The sequence below is a fragment of the Acinetobacter sp. AOR41_HL genome, from assembly GCF_027854645.1.
In the GTDB taxonomy this organism is placed as follows: Bacteria; Pseudomonadota; Gammaproteobacteria; order Pseudomonadales; family Moraxellaceae; genus Acinetobacter; species Acinetobacter nosocomialis.
In genome coordinates this window covers 236,460-258,782 of sequence record NZ_JAKTHZ010000017.1, presented here as the reverse complement: position 1 = coordinate 258,782, position 22,323 = coordinate 236,460, and the positions used below count along the sequence as shown (strand labels likewise).

The following is a 22,323-nucleotide window of genomic DNA, read 5'->3' as shown; positions in this document are numbered from 1 at the left end:
AATCACCCATTCCATGCTTTATCACCTGTGGCAAGATTTAATGTCAGATATTCACGGCGTGTGTCTGGATCACGCATTGGATTACCATCAATCTTGTAGAAATAGCCTTCAAAGCTAACTCTCATGGAGCTATTTATTTGCTTTGTGATACTGCTATAACGCACTTTTGCACGTGCCTGAATAGTGCTATTAACAGCCTTAGCTGCTATCTGGTCACGGGTTGAAAGATCAGTAACCTCTGCCCAAACTGTTGTGAAATCTGACCATATCAGGGTTAATTTTCCAGAAACTGGGTCTTGAGTGCTTTTAGATTTTTGAATGGTTATGCGGTGCTTTAATTTGCCAATTTTCACAAATCACCCCACATTTATAAATCGATGTCGATTCCATGCCCATGTAGTAGACTTAGGAATGTCTTGACTATTTCCCATTGTTTCAGGGTTTTCATGCCAGTAACCAATTAAGCTAATCGCTCCGTTTACTATAGCGGGGGTTGCATGAATTCCATTCAATACATCTTCTGGTATCACTTGCCCAATTTCGTAAAGCTTCCGGTTAGTTACTTCTTCAAAAGCACTTAATGCTGACTCAATCATTAATTCTAAGTCAGCATCTTCATCATCATGGTCAATTTTAAGTCTCGCTTTGACCTGTTCCAGTGTCAGAATCGCCATTAGATTTACCTTTACTAGATTTACTTGGCTTGCTTTGTTTTACTGGCTCTTGCTGTGCATCTTGCTGTGCATCTTGCTGTGCATCTTGCTGTGCATCTTGCTGTGCATCTTGCTGTGCATCTTGCTGTGCATCTTGCTGTGCATCAGTGTTTTGTGCTTTTTGACTTTGGTCAACATCTTTATACGTTGCTACACCCAGTTGCTCTACAGCAACTAATGCTGTTCGCTCTTCAACGTCATGTTCACCCGGTTCATATTCAACAATAGTGTTGCCATTGTTTTTTGCTATTTTAAAAGTCGAATCAACAATAATAATTGGTGGCATGTTTATCTCCCAGATAAAGAAAGCCCCTTTTAAGGGGCTTTATAGGTGCTTTTAAGCTGCTAAGGTTAAGACCTTAATAGCATTACTATCAGTCAACATACCACCAGTACGTTTTGTCGTATAAAAACCTACATATGGTTTGTTGGTGTACGGGTCACGTAATACACGTGTTCCCATGCGATCTGTAATTAAGTAACCACGTTTAAAGTTACCAAATAACACTGCATTAGCATCTGCTTCAGATTCTGGCATATCTTCATTTTCTTCAATGCCATAACCCAATAAGGTGGAAGGTTGACCAAGCTGCAAACCCGGTTGCCAAATATAGTTACCTTCTGAGTCTTTAAATTTACGCACTTTTGACTGTGTAAGATTAGTCATCATAAAGAGCGCACCATTGCGATAACCTTTCTTAAGTGAGTAAATCAAATCAATAAGATTATCACCTGTAAAATTACCTGCTTGGCCCGACTTAATTTGCTGTAACGTTCCGAATGCACGAGTTTTATCATTCGTGGTTGCCATTGCATAAGCCAAAATACCTTTAGGTTTTTTATCACCATCCCCCAATAGGAAAGCTTGACCTTCTTTTTCAGCAAACTCTTGGGCAACTTCTGTTGAGATCCAGTTTTCAACATCAAAAAACACATCATCTAGTGAAGTTTGAGTGGCTTGAGGGTTAGCATAAATCTCGCCCATATATGCTTGAATTTGCGCAAGGGTTGGTGTACCTGTTGCTGGGCGGTTGTCTGTTTCACCTACCCAACCAGAACCAGCACCACCAAGATTTACGAGTTTTTTATAGTCAGGCGTTCCAATTGTCATTTGAGAACAAACAGCACGCATTGGGCTTTCATCTTTGAGCAACTCAAGCAATGTGCGGTCAAGTTCTTCAGGTACTGCATAACCACCATCTTGGTTAGTAGTTGTCTGAACTGCCTTAATTTCTAATTCAGAAAGGCCATCATCAATCCCTTTTCGCAAGAACTGATAAAATGCAGATTTGTGTTCACCGACTTCTTTGCCATCAGTTGCACCTGGTCGTTTTGCTTCTTTTAGCTCTTTTTCAAGCTCTGTTTTAAGTTTATCAAGATCACCTAATTTTTCGTTGATCTTTTCAACTTCTTCAGACAATTTGCCTTTTTCAGCTTTAATACCTTCTAGCTCTTTGTCATTCTTCTTTTTGAAGTCTTCAAAAGTACCTTTTAGGTCAGCAGCTACTTCTTCGATGTCTTTCTTTTCAATAGGCATGATTATGCACCTTCAATAAAAATGGTTTTTAAGTCTTTAAGTGATTGAAGCGCGTCATCTTCCGAATCAACATCTCGCTGATTAAGTGCACTGTAGCCTTTAGACATAAATGCTTTGGCTTGCTTCTGAGAGAGTCCCATTACATCGCGTAATGCCTTCTCAACGCTGGAAGGCGGTGGAATCTCTCCTTTACGAAGTGCAGTCTTAACTTCTGTAATCTTCGCTTCTGTATTTGCAGGCATTGTCACAATTGACACTTCCCACAAATCAATTTCTTTAAGTAGAAATACGCCTTTCGCTTGGTCATATTCCCAATCTTTTAAGATGTAGCCGATTGACATTCCCTTTACGCTTCCAGCTTTCATATGAGCATGAGCACGTTTTGCTAAAGGGTCGTCATTAATAAGCAAACGACCCCGGACAAATAGGCCATGGTCGTCTTCTTTCATTTCTGTAAATGGGCCGATTGGTTCAGACATTTTGTGTTGCCACAAAACAGATGGTAGGTCTTTGCGTGTTGACCATTCCTCTAAAGTTTTTTGAAAAGCCCCCGGCATAACAACATCGCTGTAACTATCTACAACACCAAATACAGATGCATACCCCTCAAACTCACCTGAATCTGAGACACTTTTAATTTTCAATGGAACGTTAAGATACTTGACTTCCATCTTTTCCCCCTTCTTCAGGCTTAGTTGTCATATTCATAGGTGTTAGATAAATATCTCCACCTTCACGTGGGTTTAGATCTTCTAGTTCACGACAATCATTAGGACTTAAGAAGCCCCACTGAATTCCTTTTCCATAAGCTTCATATCGCGTTTTCAAATCACCACGTAACAAGGCACCAGCATTGAACTTTGCATAATGAGTTTTGCGGTCTTCTTCATTGAGCAAACCGACTTTGATTCGTGATTCGATTCTCGTCATGTACGGTACAAGCGAATAATTCACAAACGACATGCCCATGTGTTCAATATTGTTCAAAGTCATTTTGTCCATTGCTGCAACAAGATGAGGCGGGACACGGAAAAGGCCGCAAATCTCAGCTTTTTGATACTCTCGAGTTTCAAGAAATTGTGAGTCTTCAAGGTTTAAAGCTGTTGGCTTCCACTTAAGACCTTGCTCTAGAATCATTGGCTTATATGTGTTAGCTAAACCTGTATAACTTTCAGCAAATTCAGTTTTTAGACGGTTAAAAGCCGCATCTGTTAGTGAAGCTTCTGTTTCTAAAACACCAGAAGTTACGGCCCCATTTTTAAATAGCTTTGAACCGTGTTCTTCAGTATCTAACCCAAGAGCAATACTTTTTCTTGCAAATGCGATTGGATTTAATCCATTTAATCCATCAAGCGTGAATAAACGGACATGCCAAATTTCCTTTTGCGATAAAGTTTTTATCCCACCCTTTTTAAAGTTCACTTGATATTCAACTTCCCAGTTATCATTTAATTTTGGTGTAACTGAGGCTGGGTCAATAGGTAATAGTTCAACTACTTGGCCTAATGCATAAACTTTATAAGCATAAAAATTACCGCGAAGGCATAAACACACCATGAGTAATTCCCAAAACTCTTGAGGTGTCATGTAGTCATTGGGTGCTACGGTCAGCAATTCATTAAGCTTGTGATTAATTGCTGGCTCTTTATTTTTTCCATTTTGCTTATAAAGACGACATGGCAACATACCCATTGATTCGGATAGCACTCGTACACAAGAAAACACGATAGCCAGTTGCATAGCTCTCAATGGCGTCACTGGTTGCCCACTTCCTGAAACATACTCAGCACCAAAAATGCGAGCTAAATCATCAGGACTAGAAATGATTTGGGGAGCTGATTTAAAACCCATCAGCTCCCCAATTTTTGTTAAAACACTCATTACAATCTTCTAACCCCATGTTTTTCGATATGCTTCGAAAGATCTTCCTGCTCAGGTGTGCTGGTTAATGCCAAGACACGACTAATACCCATTAACAGTGCTACAGCACCATCAATTTTCTTGAACTTTTTCTCTTTATCAGGAAACTCTGAATCGTTTTTCCCTGTTTTAGAAACCACATTCCCCACCATCCATGTAAGAATCGGATTGCCATCATGATGAAAACGGCCAGATAAAATGGCCGCCTCGAGTTCTTTCATAGCAGGTGAGAAAGTTTTTGTAGTTTTGGGCATTTTGATGGAGGTATAACCTGCATCATCCACCGTTTTGGCGATCTGAAATCCACCCCATTCGTCATAGGGAACTTCAGTTAAAGAAACATGCTGAGCATCTGAAATTAAATCACTCGCAATTAAATTCAGGTCATTTTCAAAACCGTCATGAGCTTCAAGTAAACCCATGTTTAACCACTTTTGATAAAGCTTAATTACTTGCTTTTCTTCACCGTTATAGATCGTGTCTTCAGGTAAATAGAAATGTGGTGCAACACAGTAATAATGAATTTTTCCATCTTCACCAACTCTATAGAACAAGTTAATACGTGCTGCTATATCGATTTTTGATGACAGATCGACATTCATTAAACATGGCGTTGCTTTAAAATCTTCAAATTTCAGTGTTTTATCTGCACATTTTGCCCATTTTTCCATATTAAAAAAGGCAGTTTTTGCAGAAACCCATACATTTAAATGTTTAGTTTTAAATGTATTTTGTCTAGAAGCATTTTGAATCGCTTTCTTTTGCTGTGATTCAAGGTAATCGCCATAAACAGAAACATTAAAATTTGGATTTGCTTTTTGTAAAACCTTCGGATCAGTCCAGTCGTCACCATCATCAATAGTCCATATCCAGCCAAATAACTCGTCATCAGGCATGGAACCAAGCAACATTTCTTGCACACGAATGCGCAAGTCATAACAAGGACCTTCGATATTAAAACCAGCAGTTGTAATCGTAAAAATTAACGGTTGACGGCGTGCACCCATCCCCGTTTGCATTGTGTCATAAAGTCTAGAATCTGAATGCTCATGGTATTCATCAACAATTGCACAATGAGGTGATTGACCATCTGGTGGATCACCAATTAGTGGTTCAAAAATAGAACCATCTGTTGGAATTTCTAAACTTGCAGCATTAACTAAAATCCCAGCAGCTTCAATTAAGTCGGGTGACCGTAAAGCCATGAGTCGAGCAGGCTTGAATACTTCCCAAGCTTGTTTCTCAGTAGTTGCCCCCGAATAAACTTCAGAACCAAACTCACCATCATTACAAAACATATTGAGAGCAACACCAGCTGCAATAGCTGACTTACCATTTTTACGTGGTACTTCCCAATAACTCTCCCTGAATCTACGATAACCGTCTTTTTTTCTAACCCAGCCAAAAGTTACAGCTAAACCAAATTTTTGCCAGTCTTCTAACTTAATTTGGAGTCTTTTGAGTGCCCATTCGCCTTTTGTATGTGGTAGCAACTCAACGAAAAGAATCTTTTTTTCAGCTAATTTAGGCTCAAATTTATATGGGAAATCTTTGGTTTTACTTTTTTTTAAGTCATCTAAATGCCTTTGGCAGGCTAATTTCACCCATTTACATGCGGGTGTTTTGTCAGATACAACTGCCTTAGCCCATTTGTTGGCAGCGTCAACATTTGGGTATAAAGCAGACATTCATATCCTCACATTTCTAGCACCCCAGAAAACGCATTACCTTTATTTTTTTTCCCACCACCCGTTAATCTGTTACGTGAAGCAGGATCTAAACCTAATAACGAACCAAACATTGCCATTTGGCGGGATGCCTCATTCATAGCTGTTAATGCGGGATTCTTTACAGGACCACCTTGAGAACCCGCCACCACAATTCCATGTGTGGCAACTTCAATTTGGGCTTTCCGCCAGTTTTCATAAGCGAGACAAAAGCCTTCCACGTTATGCATATCAGTGATGCGTAGAATTTTATTTTTTAAAAGTTCAGGAACAACCGATTTCCAAATCATTGATGCAAATTGCAGTTCAGCCATGTATTCAGGTACATCGATATTTGTTACTTCAGTAAATTCAGGAACATTATTATTAAGTGGGCGTTTACCAGGGTTCCCATTTGCTCTTTTTGTCTCTACTGATTTTGGTTTGCGGCCTCGACCGGGTATTGCTGCAACTCCGCTCATTTTGTCAACCCACTAAATTTTTAATTTCGCGTCCGTAAAAATGTGACTAGGGGGGCGGTCATTTAGGCAAAAAGCCTGAACTTTTTACCCTCCCCTTACCCCTCACGGCGATTTTTTGAGCCTTCCCAACGGCACAAATAAAGTCGCTCAAACTCTTCTCTACTTTGAAGATTCACTGTTAAGACACGCTCATCTTTTGAGATTAAGCTTGATAACTCTTGTGCTTCCTTTGGAACACGAATACCTATGCCATGCCAAACGCCAGATTCTTTATTACTCATGGTTTACTATCCTGTTTAGCTGTCTTCTCTTTATGACACGGCGAACAAAGCGATTGTAAGTTAGATGGGTCATCTGTTCCGCCGTGTTCACGTGGAACGATGTGATCCACATCAGTTGCTTCTGTTACATGACCATTCGCTTTGCATATCAAACAAAGGTAATCATCTCGCTCAAGAATAGATGCCCTCAATTTGCGCCAAGCATGACCATAGCCACGTTCTGTTGTTGATCCTGTGCGATCTTGGCGTTTATTCCAATTGCTGCGCTTGTGTGCATGTTCATCACAGAAACCTTTCTGACTTGGTGACTTAACTACGTTTGGACATCTAAATTCTCGGCAGGGTCGTGACATAGTGTTACTCGCGCATCTAAATCTTTAACTACATCAACGGTAATGCATTTAATGTTCAAGCCTTTACGTTGATATTCTTGGACCAACTTAACCAAATTGAGTTCCATTTGCTTACGTAGAACTTCTGGAGTTTCAAGTTCAAGCACGATGAAAGACTTTTCTTGCTTATTACCCAATTCATGAAACCCTAAACGATTGTTAGTAATGCTGTTCGGAATCATCTTGCTCACCTTTAAGATCCGGTATCGAAACCACTTTAAGATCCGTCAACAATGCATCAATTTGCTGTTGATTGGTTGGATGTACTTCAATAATCGCCTTCCACGGTTGGCCGGGTTCAGCTACTAAAGTTATTTTGTTTACGTGTTGAAGATACTCACCATTATCAAGTAGAACTTTCGTTCCATTTGAAAAGGAAACATTTCCGTTACTTTCTGGTGGGATAATGCTGGTTATTCTAGGCATGTATTAATCTCCATCTAAAGATTTAGCCTTTGGTGCTGGCTCACCATCTTCAAACATTGCCAAGACTTCACTTAACTGGGCAGATTGTTCTGCATTGATTTGAACGATTAGTGTGTTTTGTTCAATCAGTTGATTGTTCTGTTCGATTAGCTTGTTTGTTTGATTAACAAGATTAAGGACTAGGTCTTGTAGTGATTGTTTGTCATCCACGTTGTGGCTCCTTATCTTTCAAGATACGCAAATTTTTTATTCGTTCTTTCAGTCGAACAATAATTGAATCTATTGTTATGAGCTCATCACGAGATAACCCGGTACGTGATGGATTTTGATATTTCTCTAGCTCACACGAACAAAAAATCCAGATCCTTTTTAACTTCTGATTTGTCAGCCATACAAACACTCCAGAGAAATTAAAGCCCCGCCAATAACTAGTATGTGGCGGGGCCATATGTGCCGTAATGTTCTCGGCTAACAACTACCTGCCTGAGCAGGTAAAAATTAAATGTTAGTCAGTGCTTCAGCTTCACTATGAAAAACACCAACTATTTCCATACTGGGTTCTATTCCCAACTCTTCATCTGCATAGAATGAAGCTTTATTAATATCTTCATACAACTTAAGAGCATCACCTATCATAGGATGATCATGACTTAAAATAATGAAATATCTTCCAGCTTCTACAGCTAAATAATATTGACCTTTAATCTTTTGCTTAACTATTGCATTCATTTCAAAACCCTCTTGGTAATGAGCAAATAATAAGCAAAAAGATTTGATTTAAATAGCTTATATTTTAAATTTATTTTTGTTATAATTCAGACACTTAAATGTAAAATAATTCTTTATAATTTAAAATAATTTCTTATCATTTCACATCACTGAAGCTCACAAAAAAAGCCCACAAAATAGTGAGCTTTCAAAATACTTAATGATCATATCCAATATACGACCATAATATAAATACTGTACGGTAATTCCCAAAGAAATGGAATAGGGATTTTTATAGATTAAGAAGAACACATTTCAATTAGTTTGGTAACTGATTCTAATACAGTGACACCAGCTGGCAACAACTCAATAAAAGTATTAATCCTACTCTTGTTTGGGTTACCACTTTGAACTTCTTCCTCAATTTTACCTATAACTTTATTAGACACATGCAAATCGGTATCATCTAAATTCAAATCAAGTAAATCACTCTTGATTTGATTCAAAACTTGTCTGTAATCATTAGTTGTATAGTTAATTGTGTTTACTGAGTTATCTGTACTATTTTGATAATATCTTGCATTACCAGATACTGAAATTGTATTAACAGTGCTGACTGATCTTGGATCTGGAACTGCATTCACGTTCACAACTTGCATTTGATAATGTGGCTGAATAATTGACGCTCCACCAGAATAATTAGGCTCAATAACTCTATATCTCTCTACTATCCCATTTGGAATAAGTCTATCCACCAAATAACCTATCTCAACTGGATAGTCTGCTTTAAAAGTTATGATGCTTTTACCATTTTGAACACTAGCTTTCTCCTTTTCAGCTACTAGATTTCCCTCTTTATCATAAACATTAATTATGTCACGCATTAAGCTACCGAATCCCATTTGTATACCTTATTATAAAGTTCAAAAAATCGTCATAATCATAAGATATAAAACGGAAAAAGCCCACTAATTGCAGGCCATTTACTCTAATTTTTCTTCACAATATTTAAGCACTTTCTTTTAATCTATTTCGATATTCACCAACCCCGTTTTCAATTTCCCAACGAGCATTTACTAATGCCACTTCCATGAGCTTTTCGTATTCTTTCCATGTTTTTCGATAAGCGTCATATGTTAAATGATGAGATGCTATACCTGCATAATACATTCGACCTTTACTTGTGAAAACTTCATTTAGGCTTGGATCAATTTCAAAATCAAGAACAAGACGAGCAACCAACTCTGCCAATTTCTCTAAAGGAATAATATTAGGCTTCTGTTTTTTTTCTTCAGCTGCACGAACCATGATTTTTGCTAAGTGTTCTTGTACAAATAAATACTCACGTTGTGCTTTATGTCCCCATACATAAACTGTAGCCAGTGCTTTTGCCAATTGAGTATCAATATTTTCAAAAGCAGCACAACGAATTTCCCACGCTGAAACCTCATCTGAACTATTTGAACCCACTTGTTCATAATTTGGTGTCTTGGCACGCATGTGCTGACCAAGCCATTCTAGATTTGTCAATTTGCTCATACGCTCACCTTTTTTATTATCCATTTAACTTAATTACACATATATCGATCTGACCACCCACAACAACTGGGCGAGCATTTACTGAAAGGCTTTTAACTTGCGAGTCATCACCTATGAGCCCACACTTAGTTAGGGCATCAAGGCAGGGTTTTAAAATGTTATCGATGTCACGTACTTTTTTATCTGGCATGTGGTAATCGATAATTACTTTTACATCACCCATATATTGAAGCGGTTGAACAAACCGTTTCATAGCTTCAATAAAATGATATGCACGTTTGCTTAAACGTTTTTGAGCTTTACCAGAATCTAACCAATAGTTATTAACTGACGGCGGAATAATGTTAAGACTGCAATTAAGCAATTCCCCCCCAACACATTCATAGGTTTTACCCTTAATTAAATATGCAGGTAGTTTAGGTGCCGGGTCTTTATTAACTCTTTTCTTGCCACTTTCGGTTTTTAAAACAGGTGGGCGGTAACCGCCCCACTTTGGTTTTAACATTTATCACCTCGGCGTTTTTCTGTTGCTTCAAGAATTGCAGCTGGAACTGATTTATCTATCTGTTGGCTATTTTCTTCAAAAACATCGCTATCCTTTTTTATTGAACGCATCTTAATATTGCTTGCTTCTGCTAACTGCCTTTGTATTGGTCTTAGAAAATAAAGCATTGCTGAAAAATAATTACGTTCTTGCATATCTACAGCGGTGTTTCTGCTTTGCTCTGCGCCTAAAATATCAAGTTCAACCAATTCAATTGATTTATTAAAAACTTTTTCTAGTGCTTCAATTGTGTCAGCACGTTGTGCACATACCTGTTGTAAAAAACCACGCTCATGCTTCAGATCCTTTACCCAGCCACAGTATTCCTTAATTGAACCCTGCAAATTGGTAATTACTTCCTGACGCTCACAATAAATTTCCCAAGCTAACTGGATAGCTGCGATCTTGTATTTTTCATCATCAAAAATAAAAAGTTTTTCACCATGCATAAATACGAGTTTCTGATAGCTTGCAGATGCTTTTATCGACTCTTCAAAATCAAGACGATTTTTATTTGTTGATTTAGATATTTCTTCACCTAAATCAATACCAATAACTTCTGATTGAGGTTGAACATATTGAGATGGACATCCAAACGTATGGCCTATGTCTAGGCGACCACAAACGAAACCGTCCGGCTCTACTCGATCTAACACACCAAAACCGCTAATTCGTGTCCCATCCGTTTCAACTCTATTTGATGAAAGGAAATCGACATAAACACGTTGGCCCACTTCCAAGTTTTGTTTTTTATTCTGCATTGCTCTAATACTCCGGTTCTGGCGTTGGCGCTGTTTAATACGTTTTTTCATACATGGACATCCAAAAAATTGAGCGTATTTTTAAGAATGTTCCAATCAAGAACTGTGACCTCAGATTTCCCTTCATAGATACGGCGCAACTGGTACGCTGTGATTGCATAGCCTGATCTTTCTGCTAAGAAATCCCATGATTGACCATATTCCTCTACGAAAACTTGCATGAATTTTTGCTGAAGCTTTGCAAATGCACTTTGCTCTGGCTCAACCTTTATTTTTTCCTTCTTCGGCTCAGTTAAGAGAATTCCATTTTTACGAGCCCAAACAACACATGTTTTACAGCGACAACCCATTTTTTTATAAGCGCCGTCTGTACCATGTTTAAGGCGGATCTGGTTTTGATCTTTTTTCTCAAATGGTTTTATTTCGTTACCCTGAGCAATCCACTTAGCAACCTCATTTTCTAGTTCTTCGCGTTTAGTAGATTTGAGACTTACATTCGAATAAGACAAAGAATAATCGCGTTTAACAAAATCTAACTTTGCATTCATGCTTGACCACCTGTACGTGCATCCGCCCAAACACACTCGACTTGAGTTAAGCCGCCATGTTGAAAACGCGACCATAAACGGTCACCTAAATCAGAAATAAGGCCATGAGTTACTTTGCCGTAACGATCTGTGGTGTCTTGCAAAGCCATATTTGAAATCAACATAGTTGGCTTACCAGCGTCATAACGTGCATATAAAACTTTGTGCACAAGTTCTTTACGCTTATCGCGGTCATGCAAACCATATTCATCAACAATGAGTAAGTCGTATTGTGAAAAATCATAGATAACTGATTTTTCAGACATGTCTTTTGTGTCTTTATCCCAAGCCTGCATAATGCGTTGTGCAATTTCTTCACTTGTGATGTAACGGGCCTTTTTCCCGTTTTTTAGCAGCGTACGCGCCGTTGCGCATGCCAAATGTGTTTTGCCTGTTCCAGTCATCCCAACCATTACCAAATTGGTAACTTTGTTTTTCATGATTCGATCTGCATATTCCACGCATTTGTTAAAAGCTATCGTTTGACCGGGTAAATCACATTGGTAATTTGAAAAACCTGAATTTTGGTGACGCTCTGGCAGCATTCCAGTAGACATATGAGCTTTGAATGCACGGCGATTCACTTCGCGGTCATATTGCTCATTTTGTTGTTTTGTATATTCAGCTGCACAAGCTGGACAAATTTCATGACCACCCATACTAACTTTTTGCTGTTTGTGTGTTTCACACATGCTTTCCGCTTGAGGGAATTGATAATTAAATTTTGGCATTGCGTTCATACGAAATTACCTCCAAGTTTCACAGGCTGCACGTTTTCATCGTATTTAGGCTGTTGTTGATCAAACGCCTGATTAACGCTGCCGCCTTGTGAATTACCTTGATTTGTTGGTTTAGTTTGCTTGGCTTTCTGAGCTTCCTGTTTTTCAAACTTTTCAAGTAACCATTGAGCAAACTTGTTGTGTTTCTGGTTGTCAGTAAGAAAACGATTAGTTTCATGATGGGCATTGAAGTTGCTCAAATGAAATTCGAAATCATCCATCGACAAAATTTCTTGAACACGTTGTGAGTATTTTGTTTTTTGCAAAATAGCTTTCAGGTGCTCTTTGTTTGGTTTCCAAGAATCATCCGGCTCTTCAAAATTTTGCGCTGGCGCTTGAGAGAGAGATTTATCTTGTTCCTGCTCCTGTTCCTGTTCTTGGCTTGCAAGGGGCTTTGAAGGGGCTTGAATTTGTTGTGTTGAATCACACTTGCCTTCACGTTTATTTGTCATGCAAAAAGCTTCTGCGTATTTATCGTAAAAGCTTGCTAAATAAGGGTTTGAAGGTAGTGAGTCATAATCCTTTTGAATGCCTTTACAACGGTTATCTGTTGCCTTTAATGACTCAGCAACTTGGTAGCGTGCCATTTCGTGCACCCAAACCATTTCTGATACTTCGTCATAACTACAAAATCCCGCTTCGCATGCCCATTGAAGCCCCTTTTTAGCCCCTTCTAAGCCCAATCCAGTTTCATGAGCTACATATAAAAGGGGCATATAGTAAAGGCCGAGCATGTTTGCATGAGGACATGTCATTAAGTACATAGCCACCACAATTGAATCAGGATACTGGCGTAATTTCTTGCCAGTAGATCCAGTCCAGAAGTGTGGAGAGACTTTCCCATAATCACGCACGGTTATTTATCTCCTTTGAAGGGGCTTTGTAGGGGGTTAGGTAATTACTTTCCATTTTGGATAACCTTAAATTCGATTACCCATACCCATGGGTTTAAATCCCATGAACCTTTACCTTTTATTGATTCCCACAAATATTTAAATTGACCAGTTGCATGCGGCCCATAACAGCCAATTTCATTACAAGTTCTACGCGCATGATCACAGGATTCAGCAATACAACCTTCACCAATGGCGTCTGCTTCAGAAATATCATTAAGGCGTTCAATTCGAATATTTGTTATTTCCAGAACTATGCGACAAGCACTACGTGGCATATGAATAGAAGGAACCCATTTAACTGGATATCCATTTCCGTTGCAGTCGTAATAACAAACCTCATCTGATTTATCGGCTTTATAGGCAAAAGATTCGTGTGGAGTTCCACCGATATTTCGAATTTTTGTTCCAAATGTTTCACGCACCCAAAGACGGTCACCTTTTTTACCAAATGGGTTTACTTCTTCAATAAATCCCTTGTACAGCTCACAAGGATTTTGGAGTTCCTGTTCAACACGAACCATTGACTGAACATAATCACAACGCCACCAATGCCCACCACCGGGATAAGGCACTGGTTGAGGTTTAACAATTCGACGAGTCTGAGTTTTACGACCTTCTAAAATGGCTCTAACCATTTCTGAATTAGATAAAATCGGACGTTCTTTCATGACACCTCTCCCATTGCTTCATGTGCACGGTTGATGTGTTTCAATTCATCTTCTGAATAAACACGACAATTTGCAGAAATATGGTTGTGTAGGTGACGGTCATCTCCTAAATCAGAGATAAGGCATGTCTTGCACTGCTCACCTTGAAAATTGCTGCATTTGTTTTCGCAAGGATGTTGTGATAGATTAGTTTTTGTATTCATTCTGGTTTCCAAATTAAATGAATCACAAAAAAGTCTGATTTGCCGATCAGGCTTTTTGCTTTTCTAGGTCTAAAGGGATTCGGCTTTTAGCCATCTTTTGAAGCGCTTTATCTGCTGCCGTTACGCTCTCGATAATTTTTTGAAAAATAGAATGAGCTTCTTCATATTCCTGCGGCGTTACAATATTGTCCTCTAACACTTCAGCAACCTTTTGATTTGCTAAACCATTAGCGATATTGTTTTTAAGCAATGCCTCAAGAATCGACATTTCATGATGCTTTTCGCCATCACAACCTACCGGCACCAGCACATAACCCAATTGATGAGCCCAAACTTTGATTAATGCAGGGTTCTGCGTGTAATTAATCATCGTCTCAACTTTCTTAAGACTAGGTACATGGTTTTCCATGTTTGGATTGGCATAGTTCAAAACAGTTTTGTGGGAATCACCCAACATGTCAGCAATTTCCGCAGGTGTAATACCCGGTGACTGGTGGACTGTCTTATAGAGAGCTGCTTGAGCTTCTCGGCTTAAATTAATTTCACTCATATGTGAATCCTTGAAAAATTTCACGTTTACGCACATTTGCTATCCGTGAATAATGTGTTTAAGCAGTTCGCTTTTGCTTAGGTGTACGGCGTAAATAGTCAAAATCGGTATCAGGACATAGATCATCACAGCGAACCTGCCCTTTACTCTCCCGATCAATGTCGATAGCTAAACTTGGATTACATGGGCGGTTGCCATACATAATCTGTTTGATTTGACCAGTTGTTGTTTTGCAGGCCGTGGCAAAAGAAACTTGCTGTTCTTCAGATAAAGAAGAGAAGTATTGTTTTAATGTCAGTTTCTGCATTGCTAAAACTCGTTGCTAAAATCTCAATACAATTTAGCAGCAGCTAAAAGTTTTAGCAATATATAAATTCGCAGTTTTTTACTAAAAAAGTTACAATTTGCTAAATGGTTTTATAAATTATGTTGGCTATGGAAATTAAAGAGATAAGACGAAAGAACTTTGTCTATATGGTCGACAAACTGTTGGCAGACAATAGTTATAAGAATCAAAAAGAAATGGCTCAAGCTATGGGGCTTTCCAATGGTTCTTATATTTCTCAGCTTAAAAGTGGTGAAAGATTTATAGATGATTCTAAGGCTAGAAGTCTCGAAGAGTTTTTCAAACTGAAGCCATATGCTTTCGATGTGCCTATGGGCGAACCAGTACTCCAAGATGGTGTTATGGAGAATGGTATTCTTAGACCAAGTGCTAACCATATCAGTAATTTAGGCAACGAGTTTTTAACAGAAACTATTGATCCTTCTGATTTTGTTCTTGTACCACAATTTGACGTAAAAGGAGCTTGCGGCTTAGGTTATACAAATGAAACTGAACTGCTTAAAGGTGGTTTAGTGTTCCGTGAGTCTTGGTTACGCAGTAAAGGTATTTCTCCAAAATTTGGATGTTCTGCTGTAATGGGTGGTGATGGTGATAGTATGTCCCCTACCATTGAGAGTAATAACATTCTCTTAGCTAACGTTACTGTTAAAACTTATGAACAAGTAATTACTGGTAATGTTTATGCGTTTATTGCCAATAATGAATTACGTATCAAACGTCTTTTTAAGATTGTTAAGGACGGTGGATTAAGAATTGTGAGTGATAATCCCAATAAAGATTTATATCCAGATGAGTATTTGAGTAAAGAAGAATTGAATAATATTCAAATAGTTGCACACTTAGCTTGGCGCGGTGGTGACATATAGAAACAAAATAAATAAATTTACAGCCTGCTAAATATGCAGGCTTTTTTTACATCTAAATTTTATACAAAATCAACAATTTGCTAAATCTGTGTAAATTATTTTAGCAAAGTGTATTGCTAAAACTTTTAGCTGCTGCTAAATTTTATCTCGTAGACAGCAAAAAGCTCTGCATGGCGACCAAACACAAGCAGAGCTTCTTATTTAACGAGGTGATTATGAAACAAAAAACTATTCAGAGTCAAACGACTCAAATTCTCCACCGCCACCCTACGGCGGCAGAACAAAAAGTGCCATGGATTGCACGATTCAAAGCTAATGCCTTAGCTACTGTAAAAATGCTTGGTTTTCTTTCAGCAGGTTTAGCAGTTTGGGCTATATGCGGTGTTGTTGCAGCTAAATTTGCAATGGGAGTCTAAAGAATGCCTAACCATGTAACAAATAAAGTTGAAATCTCATCAACTAATGCTGCTGAAGCTTTAGCCTTCATGAAAGGTGATGATAGAGCTTTTGATTTTGGCAAAATTATTCCAATGCCAGAGTCTCTAAATATTGAATCTGGTTCACGTACAGACTATGCACTTGCCTTTGCTTTGGCAAATGGTGAGAAAACAGAGCTCAGCCAAGAACAAGTCGAAAAATATTTTAAAGACGGCTTTTTTTATTCAAAAAGTGCAATAGCCAAAATAGATTTAGAAAGGGCTTATGACTATGTTGGCGACTCTCAAGAAAAACGTGAAGAGCTTTTAAAACTAGGTCAAACAGTTATTTCAAATGTTGATACCTATGGTTGTAAGACTTGGTATGAATGGTCAACCCAAAACTGGGGAACTAAATGGAATGCTTACGATATTTCAGTTTCAGATAACGTTCTGGAATTTGATACCGCATGGGCAAGCCCTACACCAGTTCTCGAAAAGTGGATTTCTCAATTCAAGCTTACCTGCACAGTCAAAGCTTTTGATGAAGGCTATAACTTTTGGTTTGTGAAGATATATGCAGATGGGGCATTGGTAAGAGAGCGTGGCTCACTTCCTGAAGATCGTGATGCATTAGCTTTAGAGCTTAAGGGTTATTCGTCTGACGAAGAGGATGACGAAGAATGACAATCGCTCAGCCTCAAGAAAATGAAACAAATGGCTTACCTGTTGATTTTTTTAAATCAAACCATGGCAAAGCTTATCAAGTTGCTCTCGATAAATTTGAAAAACCATTGCTAGATGCAGTGTTAATTCAAACACGCGTTAATCAAACAGAAGCTGCTGAAGTTCTCGGTATTAATCGTGGAACCCTACGCAAAAAACTTCAACACCACAAGCTTATGAAATAGCAGTTATTGGAGCTAATAACATGACAGCTAAAAAGACTTCGTTCTGCCAAACACTTGGCAACTTACAACATGGTGACACTTTGCAACAACTTGACAACCTTTTGTCAGAAGCGCTTCAAGCCTCAAATGACACGGGCAAAGTTTCAAAAGTATCGGTCACTTTGACAATTAAACCAAATGGCCGTGGCACCTACAAAATTATGGATGATGTGAAATCCACATTACCTAAATTCGATAAAGAGCCAACTGTTCTCTTTACTGACGGTGATCAGCAATTAGTACGTGAAGATCCACGTCAACAAAAATTGAAACTTGAACAAGTTTCAGAATCTGGCCCGGTTGAATTGAAATCAATCCCGACTGAACCAAAACAAACTTTCAAAACTCTTAACTAATACAGGTGTCTCATGACCGAACTTAACAATAACATTCAAACAGCTTATGAACTTGGTTTATCTGGCCTAAAAGCTGCTCAAAAAACAATTGGCGCTTTACCTTTTGTGGTGGTTCCTGAAGGAAGTAAAGTTAATACGTTTCCTGAACTCCTTGAACGTCCAATTAATCTTAAACAAAGCGTTTCTTTGCATACAGCTAAAGATTTTATTGGTTATGTAAATCGTTTTAGTGATCCAAATTCAATCATTTTTGTTGATGTATTAAATGGCCGTGTTAAAGCTGTGCTTGATTATCATGAAGCTACACCAGTTAGCGAATATAACAGCAATGCTAATCAACGCCATTGCAACCACATTGCTAATTTCTTTGTGGAAAAAACAACTGAATTTAAAAAAATTGAAGAGTGCTCAGGTAAGAAATTCACTCAAACTGAGTTTGCATTGTTGTTAGAAGACATCATGCCTCATATTGCAGAGCCGGTTGCAGCAGAACTTTATGAAATTGTTCAAACTCTATCTGCAAATACTAAAGTTGACTTTAAATCAGGCATTCGTACAAACACCGGTGAAGTAACCCTAACTTATAACGAAACCATTGAAGCAACGGCAGGCCGTGAAGGTAAATTAACCATTCCTGAAGTTATTAAATTTGGTGTTCAAGTACATCGTGGCGGAAATGCTTACTTACTCCCTGCTCGTTTCCGTTACCGCATTAACGGCGGAAATATCTCATTCTGGTACGACTTAGACCAGCTTGAGAAAGCAATCGAAAAATCAATGGAAGACACTATTGATTATATTCGCAACGGTAAAACGGTTACCTCAACCGTAAATGATGAAGAACTAAATGTCTTTCATCCTGGTGTTAATCCTTCAGTAACTATTTTAGAAGGCACCGTTTAAAGGTTCTTACGTGCACTAACAAGGATGTTTGCTTAGCTGTAAGCATGGTGGATCAGCTTGTAACTATTTAGACGCTGTAGAAATAGTGAAGATAGCCTCCCTATCGTCCGTTGGACCTACTTTCAACGTGAACTAGTAACTAGGAAGTGTAAGCGTTAGGCGTAATGTTTCCATGATGGGTTCCCCACCATCCGCCGATTCGGGGTTTCATAAGTTTAATAGGATTAGTAAATGAAGATATTACCTGTAATTTTCTTAGCACTGGTCTTAATACTGATCTTAACTAGCTGCATGAAAGAAGCGGAAGCTAAAAGCTCTACGGCAGGAGCCAAAGTTTCATTTAAACGTTCTTTTACCAGCACAAAAACAAACGTCTCTCAACCATCTAGCAAAAAACCTAGCTATGTAACTGAGAAGGCAAAACAAGTACGCAAATCAAAGTCAATTTTTAGTGGTCCTGAATATGTTTATTACCCATTAGGCGATTGCAAACGTTGGGTAACTTTCAATTTCAATGGCTACCGCTGTATTGACCGTGATTAATAAATAATTTGGAAACCAGAATGAATACAGTAAACAATGCTTTTGTTGATTATGTGACTAGCGGCGCGTTCAATTTGAACCTAAGCCGCCGTCAAATCGATTGTTTGAAATATTACGCTTGCCATGAGCAATTTATTTTCACACCTTCTCGCTCAAGTCAGGTGCTTGTTGAGAAAGGGCTTATTGAGCAAGTACCACAAGAAGAAGCACGTGATAAAAATTACGGCTGCATGCGGATCACGGCGGAAGGAAAGCTAGTTTGGGAATTAATTAAACGTGCTGGCCTAGCTGTGGATCTACCACCATCTGTATTTCTCCCTGCTCCTACTGTTGATTTTGTAGTTGAATTAAAGGAGCCGGTTCATGGAAATTAAGGAAAAAGAGGCTTTTTTAGAATTTCTCAGAACTAAAGGTGTAATTAAAGTTGGTTGGAATAGTTTAGGCGTTTTAACAAACCTAGTTCGAGAAGCTGGATGCACACTTAGCTATAACGATATTGAGCTAATGCAAGAGGCTTGGATGGAAAAAGCCAAAGCTCAGGCGTTGCCAGTCTGGGTATCAACTGAATTCATGAAGCCAAATGAAGGCGATTTAGTTTTAGGCATTTCCACAACTAAGATTGCTAAATTTAATGTTTATCAAATTGTTGCTTTGGATGAATTTGAGGAATGTGGGATTAATTACTGGATGCCTTTACCAGATGGGCCAAGCGAATCGGGAGCAGACCAATGAAAAAAGTAATGCAAACAAAAACTGGTTTAGGTGGCAACTGTCAATCTGCAACTATCGCCACTTTGCTTGAAATGGATATTAATGATATTCCTGACTTTTGGGAAGGCTGCGATAAATCCAAACCCGACTGCCCTATTAATGGTCAAATCTACAATGATAATTTTGACCGCTTCCTTGAAACAATTGGCTTCATATCTATCAGCTTAGGTACTAATGGTGAAGACAACTCAAAGTGGATTACTGAGATCAGTAAAAAACTGCATGACACTAAACTTTTAGTGAATGGAATTTCTCCACGTGGATACATGCATTCAGTTATTTGGATGAACGGCAAGCTTTGGCATGATCCACATCCCGAAGGAGGTGGTGTGGTTCCAGCTAATATCACTTTCATTATGCCTAAGTTTATCGGTAAAAATTTGGGAGATGAGTGATGACTTATCAAATCGAACCAATTGAACTGCCAGATGATTTAAATAGCTGCTGGTTCCATCCAGATATCGAACTACACGATACTATTGGGGAAAATTCAGAATTCTATACAACGGAACAATGGTCCCAACTTCAAAAAAATCTTGGTGTAAAGCTTCTTGTTGAGCGATTGGAATATTGGGATATTCCAGAAATCCCTGAAGATGATTGTGCAGATTGGTCAAAATGGAAACCTAAAGCACCTGAACAAGGCCTCTTTTTAATTGCAGCGTTTGATTCAGAAGATGGGCCAGTTCTTTGGTGGGCAAAACCACACGAACCGAAACTTTAATATTTAATGCCCTGCGATTGGAGGAAATATGTCTAGCAACATTAAACACATTAAACTCTCAATCTTCGCTAAAAATTATTTTGACGATGAGTCGCGCCCATGCCGTGCAACTTTGGTAAGTCATATTGAACGTGGCTGGTTAAGTGGTATTAAACGCGGCACCCATTGGTTTGTGCAATGTACAACTTGGGGTGAGCCAATCTTTTATAGTAGTGAAACACCAAAGATTGATCTACAGTCACCACCAATCACAGGGAATGCTATCGCCGATAGAATTTTAGCTGAGATATAACATGACACCACGTCCAAGGGGAAAAGGGAGCTTAGACCTCCCTCCCCATGTTGAAACAGATAAAAAGGCCAATGGCACAATTTACTTTCGTTATGTATTACCTAATGGGCAGCGTAAATCATTGGGTAAAGATCGTAATGAAGCAATTGTTGCAGCCATGGCTTTGAATGCTGCACTGAAAAGACATCCAGATATAGTTGCAAAAATACTTGAAGTGAATAAAAAAGTTGAAAATAAAATTCCAACTTTTAAAAATGGTCTTAAAGAATTTCTTGAGTTACGTTTATCAGAGAAAACATATGCTGAATCAACACTGGAAATTATTAATGCCAATTGCGACAAGTACATTGAAAAATGGGGTGAGCTCAGTTGTTCTGAAATGACTTTAAATATGTTAGCAACCTATTTAAAAGAACAAACGCCTTATCAGGCTGAAAAGCATCGCTCTTTACTGATCGATATTTTTAAATACTTTGTAGCGAATGGTTGGATAGCTGAAAATATTGCTGAGAAAACACTTAAGCCGATACGGCCTAAAAAGATTCGTCAGCGCCTAAGTAATGAAATGCTTGCTCAAATTTATGCTGTCTGCCCTAATTGGTTGCAGCTTGCTATTGATCTGGCATTACATTCAATCCAGCGCCGCGGTGATTTGGTGATGCTATTACGCACGGCGATAAATGTGAAAGAAAACACGTTCACAGTGCTACAGCATAAATCTCTTAATTATGATAAGCCGATCTATATTGAAGTTGATATGCACCCGGAACTTGCTGAGACAGTAGTTAAATGTATTGCCAATTCTTTCCGTTTGAATTGTCCATATCTAATTGCTACTCGTCCTGAACGTATTACTGAACATAATAGGATTGCAAAACCGCACCCTTATGCGGTTACTGAGGACCACTTAACAAAGCAATTTCAGAAATACCGTGATTTGTCTGGCGCTTGTGACCATTTGGAACCGAGACAACGACCATCGTTTCATGATCTGCGTGCACTTGGTATTTTCAATATTACCGAGAAATATGGAAAATCATATGCCCAAGCATTGGCAGGACATGCAACTGAAAAAATGACTGATCATTACCTGCAAGGTCATGAAGAACCGAAGCCAGAAAGGGTTAGTTATCGTTAGTTTTTTAAATTCTAAACTTGATTAATTTTCGCACTTATCCACATTAGGGCGTGAATTAGTTCCCCGAAAATACCCCGAAAGTAGCCCTAAAAGAAAAAACCGCCAATTAAGGCGGTTTTTTAAATTACTGATTTAACAGCGAATCTTGGTAGGTATATCCAGACTCGAACTGGAGACCTCTACGATGTCAACGTAGCGCTCTAACCAACTGAGCTATACACCTAGAATGGAAAGCATCATATTCATTTTTCAAAAGCAAAACAAGAGATTTGCCATTGAAAAAAATACAAATGAGCAGACTTTGAGCAAACTTTTTTCATTTCCCA

Annotated in this window: 37 protein-coding genes, 1 tRNA gene and 1 pseudogene; 13 read left to right on the top strand and 26 right to left on the bottom strand. The window is 38.5% G+C overall.

Features of this window, described 5'->3' with window-relative positions; translation table 11 throughout:
• Positions 1-2: 2 nt before the first annotated feature.
• The 25 genes and pseudogenes from MKL35_RS05380 to MKL35_RS05255 form a co-directional block, all read right to left on the bottom strand.
• Entirely contained in the window at positions 3-353 is a 351-nt protein-coding gene (locus MKL35_RS05380; protein ID WP_049066413.1) for a phage head closure protein, read from the bottom strand.
• 3 nt (positions 354-356) lie between these two features.
• The gene (locus MKL35_RS05375) at positions 357-674 is read right to left on the bottom strand and encodes a head-tail connector protein (RefSeq protein WP_057077626.1); all 318 of its coding nucleotides are present in this window, start codon (positions 672-674) and stop codon (positions 357-359) included.
• The gene (locus MKL35_RS05370; protein WP_270913042.1) at positions 634-999 is read right to left on the bottom strand and encodes a hypothetical protein; all 366 of its coding nucleotides are present in this window, start codon (positions 997-999) and stop codon (positions 634-636) included. The genes MKL35_RS05375 and MKL35_RS05370 overlap by 41 nt, the downstream gene beginning before the upstream one ends.
• 51 nt (positions 1,000-1,050) lie before the next feature.
• The gene (locus tag MKL35_RS05365; protein WP_057077750.1) at positions 1,051-2,250 is read right to left on the bottom strand and encodes a phage major capsid protein; all 1,200 of its coding nucleotides are present in this window, start codon (positions 2,248-2,250) and stop codon (positions 1,051-1,053) included.
• 2 nt (positions 2,251-2,252) lie between these two features.
• Positions 2,253-2,921 (bottom strand): HK97 family phage prohead protease, encoded by a 669-nt coding sequence (locus MKL35_RS05360; RefSeq protein WP_057077749.1) that lies wholly within the window; start codon positions 2,919-2,921, stop codon positions 2,253-2,255.
• Positions 2,902-4,131, bottom strand: coding sequence for a phage portal protein (locus tag MKL35_RS05355; protein WP_099475529.1), 1,230 nt, complete (start codon positions 4,129-4,131; stop codon positions 2,902-2,904). Before MKL35_RS05355 ends, MKL35_RS05360 begins: the two co-directional genes overlap by 20 nt.
• A complete protein-coding gene (locus MKL35_RS05350) occupies positions 4,131-5,858 on the bottom strand; it encodes a terminase large subunit (protein ID WP_057077748.1) in 1,728 nt (575 codons plus the stop codon). The genes MKL35_RS05355 and MKL35_RS05350 overlap by 1 nt, the downstream gene beginning before the upstream one ends.
• A gap of 8 nt (positions 5,859-5,866) precedes the next feature.
• Positions 5,867-6,358, bottom strand: coding sequence for a phage terminase small subunit P27 family (locus tag MKL35_RS05345; RefSeq protein WP_270913037.1), 492 nt, complete (start codon positions 6,356-6,358; stop codon positions 5,867-5,869).
• A 95-nt stretch (positions 6,359-6,453) separates the two neighbouring features.
• A complete protein-coding gene (locus MKL35_RS05340) occupies positions 6,454-6,639 on the bottom strand; it encodes a hypothetical protein (protein ID WP_057077746.1) in 186 nt (61 codons plus the stop codon).
• Complete coding sequence (locus MKL35_RS05335) at positions 6,636-6,992, bottom strand: HNH endonuclease (RefSeq protein ID WP_081039471.1); 357 nt, start codon at positions 6,990-6,992, stop codon at positions 6,636-6,638. Before MKL35_RS05335 ends, MKL35_RS05340 begins: the two co-directional genes overlap by 4 nt.
• A complete protein-coding gene (locus tag MKL35_RS05330) occupies positions 6,953-7,213 on the bottom strand; it encodes a hypothetical protein (protein WP_057077745.1) in 261 nt (86 codons plus the stop codon). Before MKL35_RS05330 ends, MKL35_RS05335 begins: the two co-directional genes overlap by 40 nt.
• Complete coding sequence (locus MKL35_RS05325) at positions 7,191-7,457, bottom strand: hypothetical protein (protein WP_081039470.1); 267 nt, start codon at positions 7,455-7,457, stop codon at positions 7,191-7,193. Before MKL35_RS05325 ends, MKL35_RS05330 begins: the two co-directional genes overlap by 23 nt.
• Before the next feature lie 3 nt (positions 7,458-7,460).
• Positions 7,461-7,667 (bottom strand): hypothetical protein, encoded by a 207-nt coding sequence (locus MKL35_RS05320; protein WP_057077744.1) that lies wholly within the window; start codon positions 7,665-7,667, stop codon positions 7,461-7,463.
• A pseudogene (locus MKL35_RS05315) lies at positions 7,660-7,849 on the bottom strand (hypothetical protein). The gene MKL35_RS05320 and the pseudogene MKL35_RS05315 overlap by 8 nt, the downstream one beginning before the upstream one ends.
• Before the next feature lie 106 nt (positions 7,850-7,955).
• Positions 7,956-8,186 (bottom strand): hypothetical protein, encoded by a 231-nt coding sequence (locus tag MKL35_RS05310; RefSeq protein ID WP_057077743.1) that lies wholly within the window; start codon positions 8,184-8,186, stop codon positions 7,956-7,958.
• A 278-nt stretch (positions 8,187-8,464) separates the two neighbouring features.
• Positions 8,465-9,067 carry a hypothetical protein gene (locus tag MKL35_RS05305; RefSeq protein ID WP_057077742.1) on the bottom strand — a complete coding sequence of 201 codons (603 nt, stop codon included), beginning with the start codon at positions 9,065-9,067 and terminating at the stop codon, positions 8,465-8,467.
• A gap of 106 nt (positions 9,068-9,173) precedes the next feature.
• Positions 9,174-9,704, bottom strand: a complete 531-nt coding sequence (locus MKL35_RS05300) for a hypothetical protein (RefSeq protein WP_155519868.1) — start codon at positions 9,702-9,704, stop codon at positions 9,174-9,176.
• Positions 9,705-9,720: 16 nt separating this feature from the next.
• Complete coding sequence (locus tag MKL35_RS05295; protein WP_057077740.1) at positions 9,721-10,209, bottom strand: RusA family crossover junction endodeoxyribonuclease; 489 nt, start codon at positions 10,207-10,209, stop codon at positions 9,721-9,723.
• A complete protein-coding gene (locus MKL35_RS05290; protein ID WP_155519867.1) occupies positions 10,203-11,060 on the bottom strand; it encodes a hypothetical protein in 858 nt (285 codons plus the stop codon). Before MKL35_RS05290 ends, MKL35_RS05295 begins: the two co-directional genes overlap by 7 nt.
• Entirely contained in the window at positions 11,057-11,557 is a 501-nt protein-coding gene (locus MKL35_RS05285) for a hypothetical protein (RefSeq protein ID WP_057077739.1), read from the bottom strand. Before MKL35_RS05285 ends, MKL35_RS05290 begins: the two co-directional genes overlap by 4 nt.
• On the bottom strand, positions 11,554-12,336 hold the full coding sequence (locus MKL35_RS05280; RefSeq protein ID WP_431605817.1) for an ATP-binding protein: 783 nt from the start codon (positions 12,334-12,336) through the stop codon (positions 11,554-11,556). Before MKL35_RS05280 ends, MKL35_RS05285 begins: the two co-directional genes overlap by 4 nt.
• A complete protein-coding gene (locus MKL35_RS05275) occupies positions 12,333-13,229 on the bottom strand; it encodes a hypothetical protein (protein ID WP_057077737.1) in 897 nt (298 codons plus the stop codon). Before MKL35_RS05275 ends, MKL35_RS05280 begins: the two co-directional genes overlap by 4 nt.
• Before the next feature lie 44 nt (positions 13,230-13,273).
• Positions 13,274-13,939, bottom strand: coding sequence for a hypothetical protein (locus tag MKL35_RS05270; protein WP_057077736.1), 666 nt, complete (start codon positions 13,937-13,939; stop codon positions 13,274-13,276).
• A 249-nt stretch (positions 13,940-14,188) separates the two neighbouring features.
• Positions 14,189-14,692 (bottom strand): phage regulatory CII family protein, encoded by a 504-nt coding sequence (locus tag MKL35_RS05260; RefSeq protein WP_057077734.1) that lies wholly within the window; start codon positions 14,690-14,692, stop codon positions 14,189-14,191.
• A 58-nt stretch (positions 14,693-14,750) separates the two neighbouring features.
• Positions 14,751-14,999: a YdaS family helix-turn-helix protein gene (locus tag MKL35_RS05255; RefSeq protein WP_049063489.1), complete on the bottom strand. Its 249-nt coding sequence runs from the start codon at positions 14,997-14,999 to the stop codon at positions 14,751-14,753.
• Positions 15,000-15,118: 119 nt separating this feature from the next.
• On the opposite strand from MKL35_RS05255, the gene MKL35_RS05250 reads away from it, so the two are divergent.
• The 13 genes from MKL35_RS05250 (at position 15,119) to MKL35_RS05190 (ending at position 21,997) form a co-directional block, all read left to right on the top strand.
• Positions 15,119-15,904: a LexA family transcriptional regulator gene (locus MKL35_RS05250; protein ID WP_057077733.1), complete on the top strand. Its 786-nt coding sequence runs from the start codon at positions 15,119-15,121 to the stop codon at positions 15,902-15,904.
• A 215-nt stretch (positions 15,905-16,119) separates the two neighbouring features.
• The gene (locus MKL35_RS05245) at positions 16,120-16,320 is read left to right on the top strand and encodes a hypothetical protein (protein WP_270913026.1); all 201 of its coding nucleotides are present in this window, start codon (positions 16,120-16,122) and stop codon (positions 16,318-16,320) included.
• A gap of 3 nt (positions 16,321-16,323) precedes the next feature.
• On the top strand, positions 16,324-17,007 hold the full coding sequence (locus tag MKL35_RS05240) for a hypothetical protein (RefSeq protein WP_270913024.1): 684 nt from the start codon (positions 16,324-16,326) through the stop codon (positions 17,005-17,007).
• Complete coding sequence (locus MKL35_RS05235; RefSeq protein ID WP_270913022.1) at positions 17,004-17,231, top strand: helix-turn-helix domain-containing protein; 228 nt, start codon at positions 17,004-17,006, stop codon at positions 17,229-17,231. Before MKL35_RS05240 ends, MKL35_RS05235 begins: the two co-directional genes overlap by 4 nt.
• Before the next feature lie 20 nt (positions 17,232-17,251).
• Positions 17,252-17,626 carry a hypothetical protein gene (locus MKL35_RS05230; RefSeq protein WP_270913020.1) on the top strand — a complete coding sequence of 125 codons (375 nt, stop codon included), beginning with the start codon at positions 17,252-17,254 and terminating at the stop codon, positions 17,624-17,626.
• Positions 17,627-17,638: 12 nt separating this feature from the next.
• Positions 17,639-18,529, top strand: a complete 891-nt coding sequence (locus MKL35_RS05225) for a DUF2303 family protein (RefSeq protein WP_270913019.1) — start codon at positions 17,639-17,641, stop codon at positions 18,527-18,529.
• A gap of 231 nt (positions 18,530-18,760) precedes the next feature.
• Entirely contained in the window at positions 18,761-19,072 is a 312-nt protein-coding gene (locus MKL35_RS05220) for a hypothetical protein (RefSeq protein ID WP_270913018.1), read from the top strand.
• A gap of 20 nt (positions 19,073-19,092) precedes the next feature.
• Positions 19,093-19,446 carry a hypothetical protein gene (locus tag MKL35_RS05215; RefSeq protein WP_270913017.1) on the top strand — a complete coding sequence of 118 codons (354 nt, stop codon included), beginning with the start codon at positions 19,093-19,095 and terminating at the stop codon, positions 19,444-19,446.
• A complete protein-coding gene (locus MKL35_RS05210) occupies positions 19,436-19,804 on the top strand; it encodes a hypothetical protein (RefSeq protein ID WP_270913015.1) in 369 nt (122 codons plus the stop codon). Before MKL35_RS05215 ends, MKL35_RS05210 begins: the two co-directional genes overlap by 11 nt.
• Positions 19,801-20,238 (top strand): hypothetical protein, encoded by a 438-nt coding sequence (locus MKL35_RS05205; RefSeq protein ID WP_270913014.1) that lies wholly within the window; start codon positions 19,801-19,803, stop codon positions 20,236-20,238. Before MKL35_RS05210 ends, MKL35_RS05205 begins: the two co-directional genes overlap by 4 nt.
• Entirely contained in the window at positions 20,238-20,567 is a 330-nt protein-coding gene (locus MKL35_RS05200; RefSeq protein WP_270913013.1) for a hypothetical protein, read from the top strand. The genes MKL35_RS05205 and MKL35_RS05200 overlap by 1 nt, the downstream gene beginning before the upstream one ends.
• Positions 20,568-20,595: 28 nt before the next feature.
• Entirely contained in the window at positions 20,596-20,859 is a 264-nt protein-coding gene (locus MKL35_RS05195; RefSeq protein WP_049065975.1) for a hypothetical protein, read from the top strand.
• Position 20,860: 1 nt separating this feature from the next.
• Positions 20,861-21,997 carry a phage integrase Arm DNA-binding domain-containing protein gene (locus MKL35_RS05190; RefSeq protein WP_270913011.1) on the top strand — a complete coding sequence of 379 codons (1,137 nt, stop codon included), beginning with the start codon at positions 20,861-20,863 and terminating at the stop codon, positions 21,995-21,997.
• Between the two features lie 146 nt (positions 21,998-22,143).
• Here the strand turns inward: MKL35_RS05190 and MKL35_RS05185 are convergent.
• Positions 22,144-22,220 (bottom strand) — tRNA-Val (locus MKL35_RS05185).
• Positions 22,221-22,323 lie beyond the last annotated feature (103 nt).

Coding starts and splice junctions, on each gene's coding strand:
- MKL35_RS05375 (WP_057077626.1), bottom strand. CDS start 674: ATGGCGATTCTGACACTGGAACAGGTCAAAGCGAGACTTAAAATTGAC.
- MKL35_RS05370 (WP_270913042.1), bottom strand. CDS start 999: ATGCCACCAATTATTATTGTTGATTCGACTTTTAAAATAGCAAAAAAC.
- MKL35_RS05365 (WP_057077750.1), bottom strand. CDS start 2,250: ATGCCTATTGAAAAGAAAGACATCGAAGAAGTAGCTGCTGACCTAAAA.
- MKL35_RS05360 (WP_057077749.1), bottom strand. CDS start 2,921: ATGGAAGTCAAGTATCTTAACGTTCCATTGAAAATTAAAAGTGTCTCA.
- MKL35_RS05355 (WP_099475529.1), bottom strand. CDS start 4,131: ATGAGTGTTTTAACAAAAATTGGGGAGCTGATGGGTTTTAAATCAGCT.
- MKL35_RS05350 (WP_057077748.1), bottom strand. CDS start 5,858: ATGTCTGCTTTATACCCAAATGTTGACGCTGCCAACAAATGGGCTAAG.
- MKL35_RS05345 (WP_270913037.1), bottom strand. CDS start 6,358: ATGAGCGGAGTTGCAGCAATACCCGGTCGAGGCCGCAAACCAAAATCA.
- MKL35_RS05340 (WP_057077746.1), bottom strand. CDS start 6,639: ATGAGTAATAAAGAATCTGGCGTTTGGCATGGCATAGGTATTCGTGTT.
- MKL35_RS05335 (WP_081039471.1), bottom strand. CDS start 6,992: ATGTCACGACCCTGCCGAGAATTTAGATGTCCAAACGTAGTTAAGTCA.
- MKL35_RS05330 (WP_057077745.1), bottom strand. CDS start 7,213: ATGATTCCGAACAGCATTACTAACAATCGTTTAGGGTTTCATGAATTG.
- MKL35_RS05325 (WP_081039470.1), bottom strand. CDS start 7,457: ATGCCTAGAATAACCAGCATTATCCCACCAGAAAGTAACGGAAATGTT.
- MKL35_RS05310 (WP_057077743.1), bottom strand. CDS start 8,186: ATGAATGCAATAGTTAAGCAAAAGATTAAAGGTCAATATTATTTAGCT.
- MKL35_RS05305 (WP_057077742.1), bottom strand. CDS start 9,067: ATGGGATTCGGTAGCTTAATGCGTGACATAATTAATGTTTATGATAAA.
- MKL35_RS05300 (WP_155519868.1), bottom strand. CDS start 9,704: ATGAGCAAATTGACAAATCTAGAATGGCTTGGTCAGCACATGCGTGCC.
- MKL35_RS05295 (WP_057077740.1), bottom strand. CDS start 10,209: ATGTTAAAACCAAAGTGGGGCGGTTACCGCCCACCTGTTTTAAAAACC.
- MKL35_RS05290 (WP_155519867.1), bottom strand. CDS start 11,060: ATGAAAAAACGTATTAAACAGCGCCAACGCCAGAACCGGAGTATTAGA.
- MKL35_RS05285 (WP_057077739.1), bottom strand. CDS start 11,557: ATGAATGCAAAGTTAGATTTTGTTAAACGCGATTATTCTTTGTCTTAT.
- MKL35_RS05280 (WP_431605817.1), bottom strand. CDS start 12,336: ATGAACGCAATGCCAAAATTTAATTATCAATTCCCTCAAGCGGAAAGC.
- MKL35_RS05270 (WP_057077736.1), bottom strand. CDS start 13,939: ATGAAAGAACGTCCGATTTTATCTAATTCAGAAATGGTTAGAGCCATT.
- MKL35_RS05260 (WP_057077734.1), bottom strand. CDS start 14,692: ATGAGTGAAATTAATTTAAGCCGAGAAGCTCAAGCAGCTCTCTATAAG.
- MKL35_RS05255 (WP_049063489.1), bottom strand. CDS start 14,999: ATGCAGAAACTGACATTAAAACAATACTTCTCTTCTTTATCTGAAGAA.
- MKL35_RS05250 (WP_057077733.1), top strand. CDS start 15,119: ATGTTGGCTATGGAAATTAAAGAGATAAGACGAAAGAACTTTGTCTAT.
- MKL35_RS05245 (WP_270913026.1), top strand. CDS start 16,120: ATGAAACAAAAAACTATTCAGAGTCAAACGACTCAAATTCTCCACCGC.
- MKL35_RS05240 (WP_270913024.1), top strand. CDS start 16,324: ATGCCTAACCATGTAACAAATAAAGTTGAAATCTCATCAACTAATGCT.
- MKL35_RS05235 (WP_270913022.1), top strand. CDS start 17,004: ATGACAATCGCTCAGCCTCAAGAAAATGAAACAAATGGCTTACCTGTT.
- MKL35_RS05230 (WP_270913020.1), top strand. CDS start 17,252: ATGACAGCTAAAAAGACTTCGTTCTGCCAAACACTTGGCAACTTACAA.
- MKL35_RS05225 (WP_270913019.1), top strand. CDS start 17,639: ATGACCGAACTTAACAATAACATTCAAACAGCTTATGAACTTGGTTTA.
- MKL35_RS05220 (WP_270913018.1), top strand. CDS start 18,761: ATGAAGATATTACCTGTAATTTTCTTAGCACTGGTCTTAATACTGATC.
- MKL35_RS05215 (WP_270913017.1), top strand. CDS start 19,093: ATGAATACAGTAAACAATGCTTTTGTTGATTATGTGACTAGCGGCGCG.
- MKL35_RS05210 (WP_270913015.1), top strand. CDS start 19,436: ATGGAAATTAAGGAAAAAGAGGCTTTTTTAGAATTTCTCAGAACTAAA.
- MKL35_RS05205 (WP_270913014.1), top strand. CDS start 19,801: ATGAAAAAAGTAATGCAAACAAAAACTGGTTTAGGTGGCAACTGTCAA.
- MKL35_RS05200 (WP_270913013.1), top strand. CDS start 20,238: ATGACTTATCAAATCGAACCAATTGAACTGCCAGATGATTTAAATAGC.
- MKL35_RS05195 (WP_049065975.1), top strand. CDS start 20,596: ATGTCTAGCAACATTAAACACATTAAACTCTCAATCTTCGCTAAAAAT.
- MKL35_RS05190 (WP_270913011.1), top strand. CDS start 20,861: ATGACACCACGTCCAAGGGGAAAAGGGAGCTTAGACCTCCCTCCCCAT.